This window comes from Blautia sp. CAG:237, from assembly GCF_000436615.1.
Taxonomy (GTDB): Bacteria; Bacillota; Clostridia; order Lachnospirales; family Lachnospiraceae; genus Blautia_A; species Blautia_A intestinihominis.
In genome coordinates this window covers 37,140-57,565 of the sequence record NZ_FR886745.1, presented here as the reverse complement: position 1 = coordinate 57,565, position 20,426 = coordinate 37,140, and the positions used below count along the sequence as shown (strand labels likewise).

Annotated in this window: 21 protein-coding genes; 1 reads left to right on the top strand and 20 read right to left on the bottom strand. The window is 47.1% G+C overall.

Annotation, left to right across the window (positions count from 1 at the left end; all coding sequences use genetic code 11):
* Positions 1-10 precede the first annotated feature (10 nt).
* The 6 genes from QZL69_RS09385 to QZL69_RS09360 all read right to left on the bottom strand — a co-directional run bounded on the left by QZL69_RS09385 (position 11) and on the right by QZL69_RS09360 (position 4,986).
* On the bottom strand, positions 11-910 hold the full coding sequence (locus QZL69_RS09385) for a polyprenyl synthetase family protein (protein ID WP_022214957.1): 900 nt from the start codon (positions 908-910) through the stop codon (positions 11-13).
* The gene (xseB, locus tag QZL69_RS09380) at positions 888-1,103 is read right to left on the bottom strand and encodes an exodeoxyribonuclease VII small subunit (protein WP_022214956.1); all 216 of its coding nucleotides are present in this window, start codon (positions 1,101-1,103) and stop codon (positions 888-890) included. Before xseB ends, QZL69_RS09385 begins: the two co-directional genes overlap by 23 nt.
* On the bottom strand, positions 1,091-2,302 hold the full coding sequence (gene xseA / locus QZL69_RS09375) for an exodeoxyribonuclease VII large subunit (protein ID WP_022214955.1): 1,212 nt from the start codon (positions 2,300-2,302) through the stop codon (positions 1,091-1,093). Before xseA ends, xseB begins: the two co-directional genes overlap by 13 nt.
* A 4-nt stretch (positions 2,303-2,306) precedes the next feature.
* A complete protein-coding gene (nusB, locus tag QZL69_RS09370; RefSeq protein ID WP_022214954.1) occupies positions 2,307-2,837 on the bottom strand; it encodes a transcription antitermination factor NusB in 531 nt (176 codons plus the stop codon).
* Between the two features lie 58 nt (positions 2,838-2,895).
* The gene (locus QZL69_RS09365) at positions 2,896-3,282 is read right to left on the bottom strand and encodes an Asp23/Gls24 family envelope stress response protein (protein ID WP_118251940.1); all 387 of its coding nucleotides are present in this window, start codon (positions 3,280-3,282) and stop codon (positions 2,896-2,898) included.
* 114 nt (positions 3,283-3,396) lie between these two features.
* Positions 3,397-4,986 (bottom strand): peptide chain release factor 3, encoded by a 1,590-nt coding sequence (locus QZL69_RS09360; protein ID WP_022214952.1) that lies wholly within the window; start codon positions 4,984-4,986, stop codon positions 3,397-3,399.
* A gap of 181 nt (positions 4,987-5,167) precedes the next feature.
* On the opposite strand from QZL69_RS09360, the gene QZL69_RS09355 reads away from it, so the two are divergent.
* A complete protein-coding gene (locus QZL69_RS09355) occupies positions 5,168-6,085 on the top strand; it encodes a LysR family transcriptional regulator (protein WP_022214951.1) in 918 nt (305 codons plus the stop codon).
* A gap of 57 nt (positions 6,086-6,142) precedes the next feature.
* Here QZL69_RS09355 and QZL69_RS09350 read toward each other — a convergent pair whose 3' ends face one another.
* The 14 genes from QZL69_RS09350 to QZL69_RS09280 all read right to left on the bottom strand — a co-directional run bounded on the left by QZL69_RS09350 (position 6,143) and on the right by QZL69_RS09280 (position 20,412).
* Positions 6,143-6,901, bottom strand: coding sequence for a SpoIIIAH-like family protein (locus QZL69_RS09350; RefSeq protein ID WP_022214950.1), 759 nt, complete (start codon positions 6,899-6,901; stop codon positions 6,143-6,145).
* A gap of 10 nt (positions 6,902-6,911) precedes the next feature.
* Positions 6,912-7,190, bottom strand: coding sequence for a stage III sporulation protein AG (locus tag QZL69_RS09345; protein ID WP_022214949.1), 279 nt, complete (start codon positions 7,188-7,190; stop codon positions 6,912-6,914).
* A complete protein-coding gene (locus tag QZL69_RS09340) occupies positions 7,183-7,785 on the bottom strand; it encodes a stage III sporulation protein AF (RefSeq protein ID WP_022214948.1) in 603 nt (200 codons plus the stop codon). Before QZL69_RS09340 ends, QZL69_RS09345 begins: the two co-directional genes overlap by 8 nt.
* An 8-nt stretch (positions 7,786-7,793) precedes the next feature.
* Positions 7,794-9,011 (bottom strand): stage III sporulation protein AE, encoded by a 1,218-nt coding sequence (locus QZL69_RS09335; protein ID WP_022214947.1) that lies wholly within the window; start codon positions 9,009-9,011, stop codon positions 7,794-7,796.
* Positions 9,008-9,394, bottom strand: coding sequence for a SpoIIIAC/SpoIIIAD family protein (locus tag QZL69_RS09330; protein WP_022214946.1), 387 nt, complete (start codon positions 9,392-9,394; stop codon positions 9,008-9,010). Before QZL69_RS09330 ends, QZL69_RS09335 begins: the two co-directional genes overlap by 4 nt.
* Before the next feature lie 12 nt (positions 9,395-9,406).
* Positions 9,407-9,601: a stage III sporulation protein AC gene (spoIIIAC, locus tag QZL69_RS09325; RefSeq protein WP_022214945.1), complete on the bottom strand. Its 195-nt coding sequence runs from the start codon at positions 9,599-9,601 to the stop codon at positions 9,407-9,409.
* A gap of 18 nt (positions 9,602-9,619) precedes the next feature.
* Complete coding sequence (locus tag QZL69_RS09320) at positions 9,620-10,150, bottom strand: stage III sporulation protein AB (protein ID WP_022214944.1); 531 nt, start codon at positions 10,148-10,150, stop codon at positions 9,620-9,622.
* Positions 10,144-11,877: a stage III sporulation protein AA gene (gene spoIIIAA, locus QZL69_RS13845; RefSeq protein ID WP_022214943.1), complete on the bottom strand. Its 1,734-nt coding sequence runs from the start codon at positions 11,875-11,877 to the stop codon at positions 10,144-10,146. The genes QZL69_RS09320 and spoIIIAA overlap by 7 nt, the downstream gene beginning before the upstream one ends.
* Before the next feature lie 82 nt (positions 11,878-11,959).
* The gene (locus QZL69_RS09305) at positions 11,960-12,508 is read right to left on the bottom strand and encodes a 4'-phosphopantetheinyl transferase family protein (protein ID WP_022214942.1); all 549 of its coding nucleotides are present in this window, start codon (positions 12,506-12,508) and stop codon (positions 11,960-11,962) included.
* Entirely contained in the window at positions 12,505-14,334 is a 1,830-nt protein-coding gene (locus QZL69_RS09300; protein WP_118698978.1) for an ATP-dependent helicase, read from the bottom strand. Before QZL69_RS09300 ends, QZL69_RS09305 begins: the two co-directional genes overlap by 4 nt.
* 10 nt (positions 14,335-14,344) lie before the next feature.
* Positions 14,345-15,793, bottom strand: a complete 1,449-nt coding sequence (gene gltX / locus QZL69_RS09295; protein WP_022214940.1) for a glutamate--tRNA ligase — start codon at positions 15,791-15,793, stop codon at positions 14,345-14,347.
* 72 nt (positions 15,794-15,865) lie between these two features.
* Positions 15,866-16,099, bottom strand: coding sequence for an acyl carrier protein (gene acpP, locus QZL69_RS09290; RefSeq protein WP_022214939.1), 234 nt, complete (start codon positions 16,097-16,099; stop codon positions 15,866-15,868).
* Positions 16,100-16,192: 93 nt separating this feature from the next.
* On the bottom strand, positions 16,193-17,434 hold the full coding sequence (locus QZL69_RS09285; RefSeq protein ID WP_022214938.1) for an FtsW/RodA/SpoVE family cell cycle protein: 1,242 nt from the start codon (positions 17,432-17,434) through the stop codon (positions 16,193-16,195).
* Between the two features lie 128 nt (positions 17,435-17,562).
* Positions 17,563-20,412 (bottom strand): hypothetical protein, encoded by a 2,850-nt coding sequence (locus QZL69_RS09280; RefSeq protein WP_022214937.1) that lies wholly within the window; start codon positions 20,410-20,412, stop codon positions 17,563-17,565.
* Positions 20,413-20,426: the final 14 nt, after the last annotated feature.

Sequence of the window (20,426 nt, the reverse complement as noted above, 5' to 3'; positions counted from 1 at the left end):
TATCCCTCTTTCATTTTCTGCGGCTTGCCATCTCCATAACAAGTGCCGTCAGAAATTTATTTTTGCTGCTTAACCCTTCCAGAACAGTCTCTGCCTGCTCTGAAAGTTTCTGAACCTGTTCAGATGCCTTCTCCACACCAAACAGTGTCACATACGTGACTTTATTATTTTTCTCGTCGCTGTGGACCGGTTTGCCAAGCTCCTGGCTGGTGCTTGTCACATCCAGAATGTCATCCTGGATCTGGAATGCCAGTCCGATAGCAGAAGCTGCCTTCTCAATCTGTGCTGTCTGTTCTTCATCCGCTCCGCCAAGGATGGCACCTGCCATCATGGAAGCCTCGATCAGCGCAGAAGTCTTGTGCTCGTAGATATAATCCAGCATCTCTCTGGATATCTCCTTGCCGTCATTCTCGACATCCACGCTCTGTCCTCCGAGCATTCCATAAAGCCCTGTCTTATTTGACATGATCTTCAGTGCACGGATCACTCTGTCCTTATCGGAAGTCAGATCAAATGCACCGAGCATTGTCTCATATGCATAATTGAGCAGGCTGACACCGCTTAAGACTCCCATTGCTTCTCCGTAAACTTTGTGGGTAGTCAGGCGTCCTCTCCTGTAATCATCATTGTCGATCGCCGGGAGATCATCGTGGATCAGGGAATGTGTATGGATCATCTCAATCCCTGCCATAAAAGGCTCTGCAACACGCTCATCCTCGCCAAACATCCGGAATGTTTCCAGAAGAAGGATCGGTCTCAGGCGCTTGCCGCCGGCACACATGCTGTAATTCATCGCCTCTGCCATTGTCCTGGCAAAGCCGGCTTCCTCCGGCAGATATCTGCGGATGATTTCCTCTGCATGTGCTGTTCTTATCTGCAATTCTTCTTTAAAATTCTCGTAATGTTCCATCCTCGTCCATCTGGAGCATCTTCTTCTCTACTGTGTCCAGCCTGCCGCTGCAGTATTTGAGCAGCTCCATTCCTTCTTTATAAAAACGAAAAGAATCCTCCAGGGACGTTTCACTGTCCTCCAGCTTCGCAGCAAGAGTATCCAGTTCCTGAAAGACCTCTTCTATTGTCTTTGATTCTGTTATTTCTGCCATGTTTCCCTCCTGCTGTCCGAAACTTCCGCCTGGATCACACCGTCTGTCACAGAAATTTCGACTCTGTCCCCGGGCTTGACCTGTGAAACAGAAGTGATCCCTCTGCCATCAGTATCTGCAACAAAAGAATATCCCTGATTCAGCTTCGCAAGTGGTGACAGTCCCTGGTAGCGTTCCAGATAGATTCCCAGACGATGACGGTACTGCTGGAGTTTATTATCCATCGCCCTTCGCAGTGTATCCTCAAAATCCACAAGGGTCTGCCGCCGTTCTCTGAGACGGCTTTCCGGGCTTAAATATTTAAGCCGCATCTGATACTGCCCAAGCCGTACTCTCTGAAACTCGATTTCCTCCCTCATGTCACGCTGGAAACGCTCCTGATAACTGGAAAGCGTATACATCACCTGCGCCATATCATCCACTGCAAGCTCTGCCGCTGCTGACGGTGTCGGCGCACGGAGATCTGCCACAAAGTCAGCGATCGTAAAATCCACTTCATGTCCAACTGCTGATATGATCGGTGTACGGCACTCAAAGATTGCTCTGGCAACCTTCTCCTCATTGAACGCCCACAAATCCTCGATCGAACCGCCGCCACGTCCTACGATGATCGTATCTACGCCGGCCTCGTCAAGCATGCGGATGCCTTTCACGATGCTGTCTGCTGCTCCATCGCCCTGTACCAGTGCCGGATAAAGGATGATCTGCAGGTACGGATTTCTCCGCAGGGAAATATTCCGGATATCCTGCACAGCCGCGCCGGTAGGCGCAGTCACCACTCCCAGTCTGCGGATAAACCGCGGGATCGGCTGCTTATACTCCGGTGCAAACATTCCCATTTCCTCCAGTTCTGCCTTCAGTGCAAGGAATCTCTCATAAAGTGCGCCGGCGCCCTCCAGAGTGATTTCCTTCGCATACATCTGATAACGGCCGTCTCTCTCATACACATCCACGGCGCCGCCGACTACAACACGGTCTCCGTCCTTCATACGGAAAGCAAGTCCGCGTCTCTGTCCCGCAAACATGACACAGGAAAGCACCCCTGTCTCATCCTTGAGCGAAAAATAAATATGTCCGCTGGTATGATATTTGCAGTTGGATACTTCACCCTTGACGTATACTTTTCTTAAAACATAGTCCTGTATGAACATGTTCTTGACGTAACGGTTGACCTGTCCTACGGAATAAACTGTTTTCATTTAATTAATTATCAGAGTTTTCTTCTGGCTCTGCCTTTGTTTCGGATTTCGGTGCATCTTTCTTGGATGAACGGATGATGATCTTGGCCTGATGGGTCGGACGGCGTCTCTTCGGTGCTTCACCGGAGTCCTTCTTACCGCTGGCGATCTTGCCGAGGATCCCGTTTACGAAAGAACCGGAATCGTCTCCACCAAACATCTTGGCAAGTTCTACTGCCTCGTTGATCGCAACGCCAACCGGAACGTCCTCATCAAATTTCATCTCATATACTGCCAGACGGAGTGCTGTCAGGTCGACTCTGCTCATACGGCTTGTCTTCCATCCACGGCTGTAGTCGTTGAGGATCTGGTCGATCTCGTCAAGCTTCTCCAGGATCTTCTGATACTTCGCCTGCATTGCCTCCTGGTCCTTCTCTTCCAGCTCTCCAAGTGTCTCAAAATACATGGACACCTGATCTGACATTTCATCTTCTGAATTAAACTGTGTCATGAACAGCAGTTTAAAAATATGTTCTCTCTGCTCGCTTCTTCGCATGTTTCCTCCTAAACCAATATCCCCCTCCGGGACTTTTATAAAGAAAAAAGGAAAGAGTTTACTTTCCTTTTCCGTTTTCCATATCAACGCCTGCGATGCGGATATTTACATCTGCCACTTCCAGGCCTGTCATGTTTTCAATGGACGATTTGACCTTGTCCTGAACCTTCTTGCTTACTTCAAGAATATTCTTGCCGAACTCGATATTCAGTGTCAGGTCAACAGTAACAACGCCCTCAAGGACGGTTACCTTAACTCCTTTGGAAAGGTTCTTCACTCCAAGCTTGCTTACCAGCTCGTTTGTAATATTTCCTCCCATGGATGCAACGCCGTCAACTTCGGTTGCTGCCAGTCCTGCGATGACTGTTACTACTTCATCTGCGATCTTGACTTCACCGATTCCTCCTACATCCTGTAATTTATAGGTTGTTCTCTTTTCTGCCATATCTAATACCTCCTGCGGGCTCCGACTCATAGCTGCAAGAAATCCTCTCACAGCTATCAAATTCTAATTTTGCATAGGTTTAGTATATCAAATTTGTCCGCAAATTAAAAGCGTTTATTTACTGAATTCTGTCAGTACGAGATTCGGATTTCGGTCTTCTGTCATGCCGACGCTCCATGCATTGACGAACAGAAGAAGCGGGTTGCCTTTGAGGTCTGTAACCTTCTTCATGTCTGAAGTTCCTGTGATCTTGGCCACATCGACTTCTTCTTTGTTTGCAATCCAGCGGATATGCTCATATGGAAGGTTTTCCAGACGGATCTCAACATTATATTCGTTTTCCAGACGGTATTTGAGGACATCAAACTGCAGGACACCGACAACGCCTACGATGATCTCTTCCATACCGGTGTTGAATTCCTGGAAGATCTGGATCGCACCTTCCTGCGCGATCTGGTTGATACCCTTGACAAACTGCTTACGCTTCATGGTATCAAGCTGGCGCACACGTGCAAAATGCTCCGGTGCGAAAGTCGGGATTCCCTCAAATGCAAACTTACGTCCCGGCGCACAGATCGTATCACCAATGGAAAAAATACCCGGGTCAAAGACTCCGATAATATCTCCGGCATATGCCTCATCTACCACATGACGGGATTCTGCCATCATCTGCTGAGGCTGGAGAAGACGCATCTTCTTGTCTCCCTGTACATGATAGACTTCCTGGGATGCATCGAATTTACCGGAGCAGATACGCATGAATGCGATCCTGTCTCGATGTGCCTTGTTCATGTTTGCCTGGATCTTGAATACGAATGCGGAGAAATCATCAGACATCGGATCAATCTCGCCCTCATCGGATACTCGCGGAAGTGGAGAGGTTGTCATCTTGAGGAAGTGCTCAAGGAAAGTCTCCACACCGAAGTTTGTAAGCGCGGAACCGAAGAATACCGGTGTCATATTTCCCTTGCTTACCTGTTCCTGGTCAAATTCCACACTTGCTCCGTCCAAAAGCTCGATCTCATCCATGAGCTGTTCCTTCTGATCCGGATCTACGATGTCGTCAAGTCTTGCATCGTCAATATCGATTTCTTCGATCACACCTTCCTTGGTTCCCTTCTGTGTGTCAGAGAAGGTCAGGACTTTGTGTGTATTTCTGTCATAAACTCCACGGAATTTCTTACCGGAACCGATCGGCCAGTTGATCGGGCAGGTTGCGATCCCGAGTTCCTTTTCTATTTCATCCAGAAGATCAAACGTATCATTTGCATCTCTGTCCATCTTGTTGATAAAAGTAAAGATCGGAATATGTCTCATGACGCAGACCTTGAACAGCTTTCTTGTCTGTGCCTCGACACCCTTGCTTCCGTCGATGACCATGACTGCGGAATCCGCTGCCATCAGAGTACGGTAGGTATCCTCTGAGAAATCCTGATGTCCCGGTGTATCCAGAATATTGATACAATATCCATCATAATGAAACTGTAATACGGAAGAGGTTACGGAAATACCTCTCTCTTTCTCTATTTCCATCCAGTCAGATACTGCATGGCGGGCAGTTGCCTTACCTTTAACACTACCTGCCAGGTTGATCGCACCTCCATACAGCAGAAATTTCTCTGTCAGGGTTGTCTTACCGGCATCCGGGTGAGAGATAATGGCAAAAGTTCTTCTTTTTTCTATTTCGTTCGCGTACTTAGACACGTTTTTCCTCCTGTCTGTTATCCTATTTCCAATTTCTATACAACTTTTTATTTTATTATAGACTATGCCGGACTGTCAAGAAATTTCCCTATATAAAGGATATAAAGTTATAATTGAAAAGCAAATCTTTTCTCTGTATAATAGAGGCATATTTTTTGAATACGTGCCAGGAGGAAATTTTATGAATCTCGCAGAAATAGAAACTTTTTTGACTATCGTAAACACCAAGAGTATTACCCGCACTGCTGATCTTTTATTTCTGTCCCAGCCAACTGTCAGCCATCGTCTGAATTCCCTTGAGAATGAACTGGGATTTCCTCTTGTCATCCGAAACAAAGGACATAAGCAGGTCGAACTCACACCCAAAGGAATGGATTTTGTCGTCCTCGCCGAACGGTGGATGTCCCTGTGGAAAGAAACACTCACACTTCAGCACAACCAGGAACGGATGCTTCTGACAATCGGCTGCACGGACAGCCTGAACATCGCCGTATTTGCTCCGCTGTATGATGAGATCCTTCAGTCACATTCTCATCTGGATCTGGATATTGAATCTCATCACTCCAATGAACTGTACGATCTGCTCAGTGAGCACAAATTTGATATCGGTTTTGTCTATCAGCATCTTCATTACAAAAACATCATCGCAGAGCAGATCTTTGAAGAAAAACTTTATCTGGTGCAGTCCGAACATCCGGTGATCCCGCGGGCGCAGGTACATACGGATGAACTGGATTCCTCCATGGAACTGTTTCTGAGCTGGGATGACAATTTCCAGATCTGGCATGACCGCTGGCTTTCTTCTGTTACGAGACCTCATATCTCAGCAGACACGATCACTCTGCTTGACCGCCTGTGGAAAAAGGACGAAAACTGGATGATCGCACCGGAATCTGTCATTCAGGAGCTTTCGCATTACCGTTCTCTGTATGTCAGCGAACTGGTCAACACCCCGCCAAACCGTGTCTGCTACAAAATCCGGCATCGTTATCCCAAGGTTTCCAACAAGCTCGCTGTTGAATATTTTGAGCACGAGCTGGAACATTTTCTTGAAAAACGGCATCTCCATATCCCAGTCGGCGTTGTATGGCATTCTTAATGCTTTTTATGTCAAAACAGAGAGGAAGCTCCCCTCTGTTTTGATCTGTGTCATTTCTTAATCATAGATACCGTCTGTCTGGATCACCTGATCGGTGGAAGTTTCCTGGTCTTCGTATGTAGTATCTGCTTCGTCCGTGCTGTCATAGGCCGCGGTCTCGTCAGCATTTTCTTCCATCGAACTGCTTTCTTCCCCTGTATCCTCTGTCTGGTCAAGCGGCGTGATCACGATATTTTCTGCTGCGATCCCTGTCTTTCTCTTGATGATATCCTCGATCTGTGCTCTTTTTGCATCTTCGAGGTCTGCTTCCGGCACAACTACGTCTGCAGTCTCTCCGGTAAGATTTACTACCGCATTCTCGAATCCTTTGGCTTCAAGAAGCATTTCTGCTGCAGCTTCTTTTTCGGATACGTCTGTCATCTCTACCATGGTGTTGATGGCGGTCTGTTTCTGATCATCCGAGATATCCGCATTGTTGATGATCTCCTGCAGGTCCGCCTTGTTCTGGGAGCGCACCTGTTCACGGGAAAGCTTTGCCTGTGCCGCAAATCCGGATGCCCCTGTCAGCACCGCCTCCCCCGGCGTTGTCGTGTCTTCTTCTGTATTGGTAAGACTGCTCTGACTGTTTTCTTCCAGAAGTGCGCTTTCGTCGGTAATGTCATAATCCACCTGATCCAAAATACTTGCACTGTCCGTGCTCGCTTCTTTGTCCTTGAATCCCAGATCCACGTCTGCAAAATTCAGGTATCCCGCCACTGCGATCAGGATTGCCAGTGAAGTGATGATGACCTGATTCCTTTTTACGATTTTTTTCACTTTACTCTCCTCATTTCATTTTCATTATTTTTATTTTATGGGCTTCGATCTGAAATAATGCCATTACCGCCTGCTGAATTTTCTGCACGACCACCGGATCAGAGGCTCCCTCTGCCGCGATCAGCACTCCTCTGACTTCTGTTTCACCGGAACGATAGATTCCCTGCTGTTCCTCCGTCATCAGCATCACTTTGACTTCACCAACTCCTTCTACATTCTCCAGAATATTCTGAAGCCTGCATTCCAGGGAGGACTGGATTTCATCTGTGCTCTGTGTACTGTTATCCATCAGGATCGTCTGCTTTGGTGTACTGCTCTTTTTGGATACCGGAAGTGCGATCACCGACAGAAGAAGTCCCAGAAGCAGGATCACGATCCACTGCTGTTTCGTCATTCCCTTCTGCAAAAATTCTGATATTCTGCTCTTCGATCCCGAAGTTCTGCCGGAGTTCATCCTGGATCCTCCTTTCCTGTTCGCTGTCCATGTTCTGATCCGCCTTCAGTTCCACCGATATCGTCTCTCCTTCTATATCTACGATGGTCTCCTGTATTTTTATTCCTGCATCTTCACATTTTTTTGCAATCTGGGATGCAAGTTCCTGACGAAAGCCTTTACGGATGTAAAAGCCCTGAAGATCCTGCGTTTCTTTCTGCTCCAGAAGGTGTACTTCCTCGTTATAATGGTCTGCGAAATCCCCGATCATCTCCCTGCTTTCCCGCAGGAAAGAGAAAAGCGGCGTGCACAGCATGTAGATCAAAAGAAGTCCCATGAAAGACCGGATGTACCGTTCATATTTTCTGTCCGGCATCAATTGCAGGACCGCAGTAAATAAAATATAAAACGTCGCCAGGATCCTGACCCACTGATAGATTTCTGCCTTCATCTGCCCTCCTAACTCTGGATCCCTGCCATCAGGACAAGGAATGCCAGCATGCACAGAACTTCCGCAGTAAAAACGATCCGAAGAAGCAGGGTGCATCCCTCGCCCATTGCACTGAGCGCGCTGACCATCCGTTTATCTGAGATCGGCTGTGATACCGCCGAAAGAAAGCGATACAAAAGCGACAGGACACCATAATGCAGCATCGGTCCTGCTCCCGCCAGTACAAATACGACGAGTATCACAACGCCAAGACAGTTTCGGATCAGGACTGCGCTTGTCACAACCAGCTCTGTCACCATATTTACGGCGTTTCCTACTCCCGGAAGTGCCCCTGCCGCCCTTCCGAGAAGTCCGCGTTTCAGGTTGTCCATGACCGGCGCAACCAGATTTCGGATGATCTGCAGGCCGACCACTGTCGCGAGGAGTGTTTTGAGGCTCCAGGAGATCGCCGTGTTGAGGAATTCTGCCATTTTTCCGAGCATTTCTTCTTTTGATAGGGAGTTTACGAGCTGTAAAAGGACATACAGGCTGGACGCAGGCAGGATGACAGTCGCAAGAAGCCACTGGATCAGCCATACCAGAATCAGAACCCCCTCATAAAAAACTGCCGCCGATGCCGCGCCGGACGAGGCACAGACTGTCATGTAAAACGCCGGTGCCAGCCCTTTCATAACTTCCGTCATCCAGTCGATCGTCTTTTCCAACGACAGGCTCATTTCAGAAAAGGAATCTGTCAGCAGTGTAAAAACCAGCAGATAAACGACAAAAAAACTGATATTTTCAACCTGTTCGTTTTCGAACACATCCGCAAAGCTGGAAAAAACAGCCGCAAACAGTACCAGAAGGAGAAGTTTGACCAAAAGTCCCCTCTCCTGTTCCAGACGATAAAAGAAAAAGCGGTACACCACTCCCTGTACCGCTTCTTTTGAAAATGCTTGTTCACCTTTTGTCAGTTTTATGAGCGCATCTTTCATGGAAAAACTGTCTTCGCCCAGAAGTTCGTCCAGCATGTTCTGGACATCTGTCAGTTCGATCTCGTTCAGAAGTTCCTGTGCGATGTCTGTGTCGTTTTGATTAGAATCAGATATGTCGTCTGACTGGCTTTTCTTTGGTGTCTGGCTCTGAATTCCTGTACTGCTTCCATAAACTTCTGCTACACATGCTACCATCAGAATTACCAGACATACCACACGCACCAGCACCGCCAGCCAGTTTTTCCCTCTCATGCCATAAACTCCTGAATCGTTTCCAGCAGTGCCAGAAGGATTGGAACGCTCTGTACCAGTACAGAAAGCCGGCAGAATAATTCAATCTGCGCCGCCGTAGCCTGATGCCCCGCATCCTTGCAGATTCCTGCCGAAAACTGTCCGATGTAAGTGATTCCGATCATTTTAATTAACGTCGTCAGGTACTCCTGCTCCACAGGCAGGCTGTCCTTGAGCTGCCGCAGCGTTCCGAAAAGATATTCCAGCTTTCCGACAGCCAGTCCCAGGATCATGATGCCAATTCCCATCGTGATAAAAGCGGTATATTCCGGCCGGGTTTCTTTCAGAAAAAAGCATAATATAACACCGCAGATCCCCAGAAGAGAAATTTTTATAATATCCATCTTTCCTCCTGCTTACAGCACAAACAATTTCTGAATATCCACAAACAATTCATAAATATACGGTACGATCCAGAATAATACGATAAGAAGGCCGGCGAGACTTACAAGAAATGCCTGTTCATCTCTCCCGCTGTGTTTCAATACCTGAGAGAGAATGGAAACCAGAATCCCGACCGCCGCTATTTTGAAAATAATGGTGACTTCCACGCTCTCCCCCTTCTCCTCTTACCAAAACAATACTGCAAGCAAAATGCCTCCCATAATCCCTAAGGACTGGCAGATTTTCTTCTGCTCCGGCATTTTTTCTCTGAGCTGTCTTCTTTGTTCTTCCACATCCGTTTCCAGAAATTCGATCTGTTTTATCTGCATTTCTCTGTCAAGATAGCCAAGTCTGCGCCCAAGAGTCCGAAGAATCTCCATTTCTTCTTTCCTCTGCGACCCTCCGGGATTTCCCTGATAAAAATTTCTTTGTATGCAGGATTCCATGATCTCTTCCAGATTTTTGCCTCCGGTATCTTCCATTTCCTGCGCGGCATCCCGAAGGATCATCTCAAAGGGTCCACTGATTTTTGCTGCAATCTCCCGGAATGCGTCTGGAAGAGAACTGTTGCCGCATCGGATCTCTCCTTTCAGAAAAAAAAGAATCTGAAGCAAAATCTCCAGGTTCTTTTCTCTTTCTGTGATCTCCCGACTTCTGGCATACCCGATTCCTGCTCCACCCAGGATCAGCAACAGGCTTGCCGCCATTTTCACCATTTTTGTCCTTTTTCATCGTAGATTCCTTTTATGATACCGATCTGCTTCCTGTCTCCGAGAACGATATATTTTTCAAATATTTCCATCTTTTTTAACTTTTGAAAAAACGGCTGGTTTAAGATATCCTCCACGGAATTTCCATGTGCCGTCGCAATCAGCCTGCATCCACAATGGATCACGCTTTCAACCGCCCGGAAATCTTCTTCTCTGCCAAGTTCGTCTACCGCCACCACATCCGGCGACATCGAACGCACCAGCATCTGCATTCCTTCCGCTTTCGGACAGGCATCGAGAATGTCTGTCCGCATTCCAAGGTCATTCTGTGGAACACCCTGCCAGCTTCCGGCAAGCTCACTTCGTTCATCCACCACCCCAACTGTCACTCCAGGAATGCCCTCTCTCCCATTACTGAGCTGTCGGATCACATCCCGCAGAAGTGTCGTCTTGCCACACCTCGGCGGTGAGATGATCAATGTGTGTGAAATATGGTTTCGACTTTGAATATACGGCATCACTGCATCTGCACAGCCCGGGATCTGATGTGACAGCCGGACATTGATGCAGGAAATATATTTCATTCCACGGATCCTGTCGCCATTCAGAAGTACCTTGCCGGTAACGCCCACTCTGTGTCCGCCCTGTACGCTTATGTATCCCTGCCGGATCTCATCTTCATACGCATACAGCGAATATCCGCACACATACTCCAGCGTTTCCTTAAGATCCTGCCGCGTCACAAAATACGGCTCGCCTCTTTTTATCTGCAAAAAGCGTTCACCCCCTGCATATACAAGAAACAGGGGGCGTCCCACCCGGAGTCGGATCTCATAAAGTTTCTCATAATCCGGTCCCGCCTCAATGAGAAGTTTGCGGATATTTCCTGCAAACAGATTCTGAATACTCTCCCTGTCGATCGTCCTCACCTCTTTACAGTTAATATATGTGGACAATCTGTTTTTATTACCGGGAAAAATCCGTTTTTTCATGGCACAGCCAAGTCCGAGCATTCCCCAGAACAACGGGGATACTGCCAGGTTGGAATCATTCATAAGCCCCATGAAAAGAAAAGCAGTCACACTCAGCAGAATCACAGCATCCACCGCAAAAAAACTGCTGTCTTTTTTCTGTTTCAGGCTTCGAACAGACGAAACTGCATAACTTCCCCAGAATATCAGAAGACAGAGCAGCGACAGAATGCCTGTCTGAAGTGCATTCTGCAAATACAGACTGTGCGCCTTGGACGGAATCTGCTCCAGCATCCAGCGTCCTGTGTTTGCTTTCATAACATAATCCTGCTGTGGAAATTCTTCTACGAAAGTATCCGGTCCGCTTCCGACCAGAATATGCTCTTTCAGAAGTGGAATCGCCCTGCCCCAGATATAGCCTCGTCCGGTAAAAAGCTTTTCATAGCCTTTCAGAACGCTGTCGGCTGTCCGGATCTCGTCTCCGCGTTTATAAAAGTTAACATATACAAACTGTGGTGATCCATTTGCCTTGACAAATTCCCAGGTGATATCCTGATACTGCATCAGAAGATTCTGCGTACCTGAATCCATGTAGCTGTCAAATTTCAGTTCTTTCAGCGCGTCATCCTGCGCGACAAAACATTGCTGATCCATGTCCCAGTATGCAGGAATTCTGTTCCTGTCTTCATCATAGATTGTCAGAGAATCTCCCTCATCTGACGATACCGGACAGAATTCATAAAAATGCCCTCCCTGTACCAAAAGTAGTTACATTCAGTATAAGGAGGGTATTTTTATTTGTCCAGTCTGTTATTCATTGTTTCACTTTAATTTTTACGCACGATTACGGCAGCTGTATCTCCTCATGCACCCACCGCAGTTCCAACGGGTCGCGGGACCAGACGGCTCCGCTGTAGCCTGGTTCCATTTCAAGCATCAGGTAGCTGCCTTTGTCCAGGGAGATCTTGCGGAGGTCTTTGGAAAGACCTTCTCCCGTCCATTTGATGTAGGCTTCTCTGAGCACCCACTGGGTAAAAAAGGCTTTCTCCATCTGCTCGCTCTCAAGAATCTCGCGTACCATGTCTGCCGGGACCATTCTGGTGAGCATTCGTTCGTAGTTGACTTTCTTGTGTTCCTGGACATCGATGCCGACTTCTTCTCCGGCGATGATGCACATTACATATTTGCCGGAATGGCTGATGTTGTAGTGGATCTTTGGCTGCAGGGTCAGGAATGGTTTGCCGTGCTCTCCTGCTGCCCGCGGCTCAAATGCAAGCTTCAGTCCATATTCCTTGTAAAGTCCTGTCGCAAGTAGTTTCTCTCCGATCATATGCTCCATATTCTTGTGGAGATATTTCTCCGGGACCTCTGTAAAATAAATCACTGCCTTCATATGTGCACCTCCTCCAGAAAGCGGGAAGGCTCCCGTTTCTTCTCATGCTGCTGCCTCACGTAACACAGATCAAGTTCCTTCCTGGCACGGGTCATCCCTACATAAAAAAGCCTCCGTTCTTCTTCGATCGCCGGTTCCAGGACTGCTTTCTTGTACGGCATGCTGCCTTCATTTACATTCAGGATATATACCTTGTCATATTCCAGACCTTTGACTCCATGGAGTGTTGAGATCAGTACACCCTCTCTTTCCTGCTCCTGTTTCTTCGCCTGTTCTTCCAGTTTCCTGGTGTAATCTTCTATGTAGGCTTCCCAGTCTCCGAGGCTGTCCATTCCCTTCGTGCTGTCGGTCAGCCGATCCAGGATCTCACTTAATTCTTCTGGTTTTATTTTACGATATTCCGCGTATTCCCGCAAGTATTCTTCGTATCCCATGCCCTTTCGGATGAAATTTATCGCCGCAAAAGGTGTCAGACCCCGAAGGATACGCAGATGCGTCTCAAGTGTTGTCAGCCGGTCACACATCCAGTCCTTATCCTTGTAAAAATCCTTGAGCTGGTCGAAGGAGATCACAGGGGAAAGTGATACCGCATCTCTGGCTATATAACGGTTCGGGCGGTTCATAAATTCAACAAAATTCTTCCGGCTCTCATCGCCCGCCGCAAATCTCAGATATGCCAGAATGTTCCGGCAGATCCAGTGGTGGAACAGGTTCGGAAGTTTTTCTTTCATGTTAAATGGAACCTGACGTTCCATCAGCGCACCGACCAGACCTTCCGCCTCCTGGTTCGTGCGAAGAAGGATTGCTGTGTCTTCCAGCTTGTCGCCCTGTTCCAGACGCGCCCGGAGTTCTGATACAACTTCGAGATATTCTTCTCTCGGATTTTCAAATTCACGGATCTTTACCGGATCACCTTCCGGATTGGGAGTCTGCAGATGCTTCTGGAATCTTTTCTTGTTCGTTCCGATCACCTGCATTGCAGAAGAAAGGATCCTCTTGCTACATCGGTAATTCACATCCAGTGTCACCGTCTCTGCCTCTGGATAATCCTTTGTGAAATTCAGCATGATCTCCGGTCTTGCTCCACGGAAATGATAGATGGACTGATCATCATCCCCCACGATAAACAGATTATCCTGCGGCTTCGCAAGAAGCTTCACGATGTCATACTGAAGCTGGTTGATATCCTGAAACTCATCGACCAGGATATACTGAAATTTATTCTGCCACGCTGCCAGAATATCCTTCCGCTTATCAAAAAGGTCATAACAGTAGAGGATCATGTCATCAAAATCCAGTTTCCGTCTCGCCTGACAGGTTTTGACATATTCCCGGTAGATCTGACGGAAAACCTCATCCGGACAGCACGAAGAATAATAATATTCCAGCGAAATCCTGTTTCCCTTGACAACACTGATCTCCTTGGCAACTTCTTCCGAAAAATCACCTTCCTCTGCCAGTTCCCCGCCATGGTTCAGTGCAAGTTCCCGGAGAATTGCAGACTTCTCCTCCTCTGACAGAATATTCGCCGCAGTAAATCCATACGCCTGCTTCAGAATTCCATAAAAAACGCCATGGAAAGTCCCGAATGTGATCGGTGTATACTCCTGACCGGTAAAATTCAGAAATCGTTCTTTCATTTCCTTCGCCGCTGCCCTTGAAAAAGTCACGACAAGGATATTGGAAGGAGAAATCCCGCCCTCGGTTGTCATATATGCTGTTCTTTCTACAATTACGGAAGTTTTCCCCGAACCAGGGCCTGCCAGAACCATCATGGGTCCTGACAGGTGGGCGATTGCCCGTTGTTGAGATGGATTACGTTTCATATATCTGTGATCAGCTGAGTTTTTCGATAGCTGCTTTGACACGTTTCAGTGTTTCTTCTTTGCCGATGATCTCCATGATCTCAGTTGCTCCTGCCGGTGTCATCTGCTTGCCGGATACAGCGGTACGAAGCGGCCACATAACATAACCGTTCTTGTATCCTTTCTCCTTAACAAACGCACTTAAAGATGCGAACAGCGGATCATTAGTATAGTCCTCCTGAGCTTCCAGAACCGGAAGAACTTCTTTGAGGACTGCCAGAGATGTCTCCTCGTTGGTCTTCATCTTCTTGTGGCAGTACATTGCGCTGTCGTATTCCGGAACTTCCTCGAAGAAGTCGATCAGTGCCGGGATATCCGGGAATGTCTCGATTCTTGTCTGAACCATTCCTGCGATTTTGCGGAAGTTGTAGTCTCGTTTGAGGACCTGCTTCATGTATGGAAGTGCTTTCTCGTAGAATTCTTCCGGATCCATTTTTTTGATGTACTCGCCGTTCATCCAGCGGAGTTTGGTGATATCAAAGACTGCCGGTGATTTGCTGATGTGATGATAATCAAATGCCTTGACAAGTTCCGGAAGAGAGAAGATCTCCTGGTTGTCCTGCGGGCTCCATCCGAGCAGAGCTACGAAGTTTACGATCGCTTCTGTCACAAATCCCTGCTCCAGAAGATCCTCATAAGAGGAATGTCCGGAACGCTTGGAAAGCTTCTGATGCTCCTCGTTGGTGATCAGTGGGCAATGAACATAGACCGGGATCTCCCATCCGAATGCTTCGTAGATACGGTTGTATTTCGGTGCAGAAGAAAGATACTCATTTCCTCTGACAACGTGAGTGATTCCCATCAGATGGTCATCTACAACGTTTGCAAAGTTGTAGGTCGGGTATCCGTCAGACTTGATCAGAATCAGGTCTTCCATTTCTTCGTTGTTTACTGTGATGTCTCCGTAAATTACATCGTGGAAAGTAGTGGTTCCCTCTGTCGGCATATTGAAACGGATAACATGCGGTTCGCCTGCATCCAGACGTCTCTGTACTTCTTCTTTGGAAAGGTGCAGACATCTCTTGTCATAGATGGAGATCTCCTTGCCTGCAACGACACGTTTCATGGATTCCAGTTCCTCCGGACCGCAGAAGCAGTAGTAAGCATCACCCTGTTCAATAAGCTGCTGTGCATATTTGAGATAGATTCCGGATGCCTGTCTCTCACTCTGTACGTAAGGACCTACGCCGCCGTCCTTGTCCGGACCTTCATCGTGAAGAAGTCCTGTACCTGCCATGGTACGATAGATGATATCTACAGCTCCTTCTACATAACGCTCCTGGTCTGTATCCTCGATTCTAAGGATAAAGTCTCCATCTTCATGTTTTGCAATCAGGTATGCGTACAGTGCGGTACGCAGATTTCCTACATGCATCCTGCCTGTCGGGCTCGGTGCAAATCTGGTTCTGATCTTTGTCATTTTATTATTTCCTGCCTTTCAAAAATGTAAAACCCCTGAGACAATTATATGCCTCAGGGAGTGTTTTTGCAATTATGCCTCAATTCCTCTGCCTTTAAGATACTCGATCACGTCTCCCACTGTTTCCAGTTCTGTCAGTTCCTCAGCAGGTATCTCGATGTTGTACTCATCTTCCAGTGCCATAACCAGTTCGAACAGGTCAAGGGAATCTGCTCCAAGGTCATCTTTAAAAGAAGTATCTGCTGTGATCTCGTTTTCGTCGCAGTTTAACTGTTCTGCGAGCATTTTTTTCATTTCATCTAACATTGCTTTTCTCCTTTATCAAGTATGCTTTTTCACTACTTTGATGTGCAAAGTATATATTCTGGAAAACTATTTGTCAATAGATTTTCTGTTATTTTAGGCTGCCCTTTCGGGTGTCTTGAGTTTAATCTGCTTGGACACGCTTAAGGCCAGTCCCATCTCGGCCATGAGGAACATGATCGAGGTACCTCCATAGCTGATAAACGGCAGCGTGACACCGGTATTTGGCATCAGATTTACTACGACTGCAATGTTCAGAATTACCTGCAGTGCAATATGTATAAAGATACCGCTGACAATCAGCGACCCAAAAAGATCCGGTGCATTCTGTGCGATAAAACACAGCCTGTAAAGAAGATATCCAAACAGAAGCAGAAGAATCACGCCCCCTACGATTCCAAGTTCTTCACAGATGATAGAAAAGATCATATCGTTCTGTGCTTCCGGTACGCTTCCAAGCTTCTGAATACTGTTACCAAGTCCACGTCCCAGAAAGCCTCCGGAACCAATTGCATAAAGCGCCTGTATGGTCTGGTATGCCGCAGTTCCTGTGGCATTCTCAGGATGAAGCCACGCGATGATTCGATTCAGACGGAAATCATCTGTCTCCTTTACACTCTGACCAATAACAAATACAAGAATCGCCAGAAACGCAATTGCCACCGCCACAAGAATCAGAAAAATCCTGGTCTTGGGATGTGCCACAAAAATCATTCCCACTGTAATACAGAAAATAATAATGGCTGTACTGAGGTTATCTGTGCAGACATATGCCAGCAATGCAAGAAATGTTCCCATTGCCCCAAGTGTCATACATGCCTTGAGTGAATTCATCTTCTTGCCCATGTGAACGATCATGTAGGAAAGACAGACGATCACGGCGATCTTGGCAATCTCTGCCGGCTGAAACTGAATCGGTCCGATTCTGAGCCATCTCCTGGCACCATTGGAAACAGTTCCCAGAGGTGTTCTTACCAGTACCATAGAGCCGGCAGCAACACCATACAGAACCCCTGTAAACCTTGCCAGGATATGATAATCAAACATGGATATAAACAGAGCACCGGCAATACATACAAAGCTGATCGCCGCCTGTTTCTTAAAGAAATACATATCATCACCATACTTGATCGTTGATGTGTATGCGCTGGTACTGTACAGCATAACCAGACCGAAACAGGTCAGAAGGATAATCGCCGCTACCAGATTGTAATCATAATACTCTGGTTTCTCTATAAGCTTCACTCCGATATTATTTCTGGATCTGGATTTGGTTTTGGATTTCTTTTTGGTCTTTTTCGAAACCGGTACATTGCCCCGCTGTTTCGTTTTTTCCATTTTATCACCTGATACTTTCTCTGTGATTTCTATGTCCTGCTATACAGTATAGCAGACTCCCTCCGCCATCGCAAGACAAAACAGGGGAACGGTCTGAAACCGTTCCCCTGAAAAAGTTATCATCATTATCAGTCGTTGTCAATTGCTTCTGTTTCAATGACAAACTTCACATTTCCATCCATCTTATCGGACTTTCCTGCATAGCTTGTGTATGCATTATCATCAGAACGAAGCGCATCCAGACGATCCAGAACATCCTGAAGATCATCATTTACAGCTTCATCAAGTTTCTTGATTCCCTTGTCATTGAATTCCTTTGTTCCGTCAGCCAGTTTCTTGGCTCCTTTGGCAAGCGTATTGATTCCGCTCTTAACCTGCGAACTTCCACTTACAAGTGTGCCTGTTCCACTTGCAAGCTGCTGTGTTCCGCTTGCAAGCTGACTTGCTCCGCTGTTCAGTGTACCACTGTTTGCAGAAAGCTGGTTTGCTCCGCTTGTCAGAGTACTTGTTGCACTGTCAATCTGACTTGCTCCGCTCTGAACCTGCTTGCTTGCACTTGTAAGCTGGTTTGCTCCACTTGTCAGCGTTGTTCCTGATTTCTGAAGCTGACTTACACCATTTGTAAGCTGTTTATTGGTAGACTGCAGTTTCAGTGCACCAGATTTCAGCTGTGTTGCTGACTTCTTTGCTGTATTATAACCTTCCTGAAGCTGATCTGCACCAGTCTGGAGTTCTTCTGCACCTTTCTGAAGTTTAGTTAACTGGTCGCCATCCAGCATACTTCCGACTTCTGTCTGAAGTGCTGCTGTTCCTTCTTTTACCTGAGCGGAAGCATTTGTCAGGGATTCTCCCTCTCCGGTTCCGTTCGTGATCAGATTGTCAGCTACTGTCTCTAACGCTTCATTATTACCGGTAAGCTGTGTCAGGGCTGCATTCAGACCTGCTGCAAGCTGTGCTGCACTGTCAATTGCATCTCCTGTGGAATCAGCATCGTCATCCTCATCCAGACCATCAGAAATCTGATCCAGACCATCCTTAAGCTGTGATACTGCATCTGCTGCCGCCTCATTCTGGCTGCTCTGTGCACTGATCGTAGCTGCTGCTGCCTGAACTTCTCCAGCCTGTTCAGAAAGACCAGATACCTGATCTGCATGTTCCTGAAGACTGTCAACTCCACTCTGCGCGGTATCCACACCACTGGAAATTGCTCCGATCGCACTTTCCACTGCGCTGTTTACAGCCGCTGCTGTTACATCATCCATAGAAGAAGTATCAATGCTGCTCAGAATATCAATTGCAGATTCTGCACTTGCAAGACCGCCGGCGATCGTTCCTGCATCACCCTGAATTGCTGCTCCTGCACCCGCTGCTTCGCTGATTGCATCTGCTGCTTCACTCACCTGATCCGCTACGGAATCATCTGTAGATGCCTCAATGGAATCTGCTGCCTCCATTGCCTGTGCAAGACCGCTTGTGATCTGCTCTGTTTTGGAGTCTTCACTTTCGCTGCTTCCTGTCATGCTTCCAAGAAGCTGTGCAAGCTGTTCAGCAACCGGCTGTGCCTGTGCAACGCCTGCCGCATATGTTTTTACGCTGTCTGCAAACTGTGCTGTTCCCTGTGCATAAGCACTTACACTGTCTGCATATGTGTTGATCTTTGTAACTGTATCGGAAAGTTCTCCTACCATTGAACCTGCTTTTTCTGCAAAAGCACTGATTCCTGCTGCCGCTTCCTTGACACCCTTTGCGCTCTTTCCAACACCCTCTACCAGTGTTCCGATTCCATCAACATACGTAGTAATTCCGTTTCCAAGCTGTGTAGCGCCCTGTACATAAGCCTTTACACCACTTCCAAGAGTGTTTGTTCCGCTGACGTAAGCTTTTGCACCGGCTGCAAGAGTATTTACACCCTGATTATATTCTGTGAGGGAACTGGTCAGCTTACTTACACCGGATGCATACTGATTTACACCGGACGCAAGGGTATCTGCACCGGAAGTATAAGATGCAACACCACTCTTCAGGCTTGCAGCACCGCTGTTTAATGTACTTACGCCGCTTTTCAGTGAAGCAATACCGTCATCCAGTTCTTTGTATTTCGTATTCAATGTGGTAGTACCATCAGAAAGTTCCTTGGCTCCATCCACCAGCTTAGTTGCAGAATCTGTAAGTTCTTTCATGGAATCCTTGAGATCATCCAGACCGTCAATATCATCTGTATCAATGGAATCCAGAAGGTCTGTCATTCCGAAAGTAAAGGTAGAACTCATGCTGAAATCTGTCACATCTGCTTCCATTGTGAAGCCTTCCGGAATGTCAATGTCGATATCCTTATCGATGCTCTTGAGATCCAGGCTGTCTGCCAGTCCCGGGAGACCTACGCCGACTGCAATGTTTCTCTGTCCGTCAGAAAGGACTTTACCATTGTCGATCGTTACATTTGTGAAATTATCGACCGGAAGGATCATTGCTGTCACCATGACGAATGGTGAATACATGTCTGTCTTTTTCTTGCCGACTTTTACTTTGTTCTTGGCATTGTTTGTGTATTTTACTTCGACCTTGAGATGACCGCTCTTGCCTGCCAGATCATCCGGACTTACCTGAACACCGTCCAGGTAATAGGTAAGTTCTACAGATGCCGGAAGTTCCTTGGTAGTAGTTCCCTGATAATAAATATCCTTATCCTCTGTATTCCAGGTCAGGTCATCGCCGTCCTGGTCAAAGGTCTCATCACCTTTGACATTCTTGATATCTTTAAGATCGGACACATCGCTTAAATTTCCTGAGGAAGCTGAGTTTTTCAGCCATTCAGATACAGTGATTTCCTGCGGAGTACCACTTGCTGAAGCGTTTACATATACAGTTTCCTGTTTTGAAACACTGCTGTCCGCAGCCAGTACCGGCACTGTTCCCATAACAACTGCCATTCCTGTTGCCAGAGAAGCTACCACTACTTTCTTTCTGTTTCTGTTCATATCTTGACTCCTTT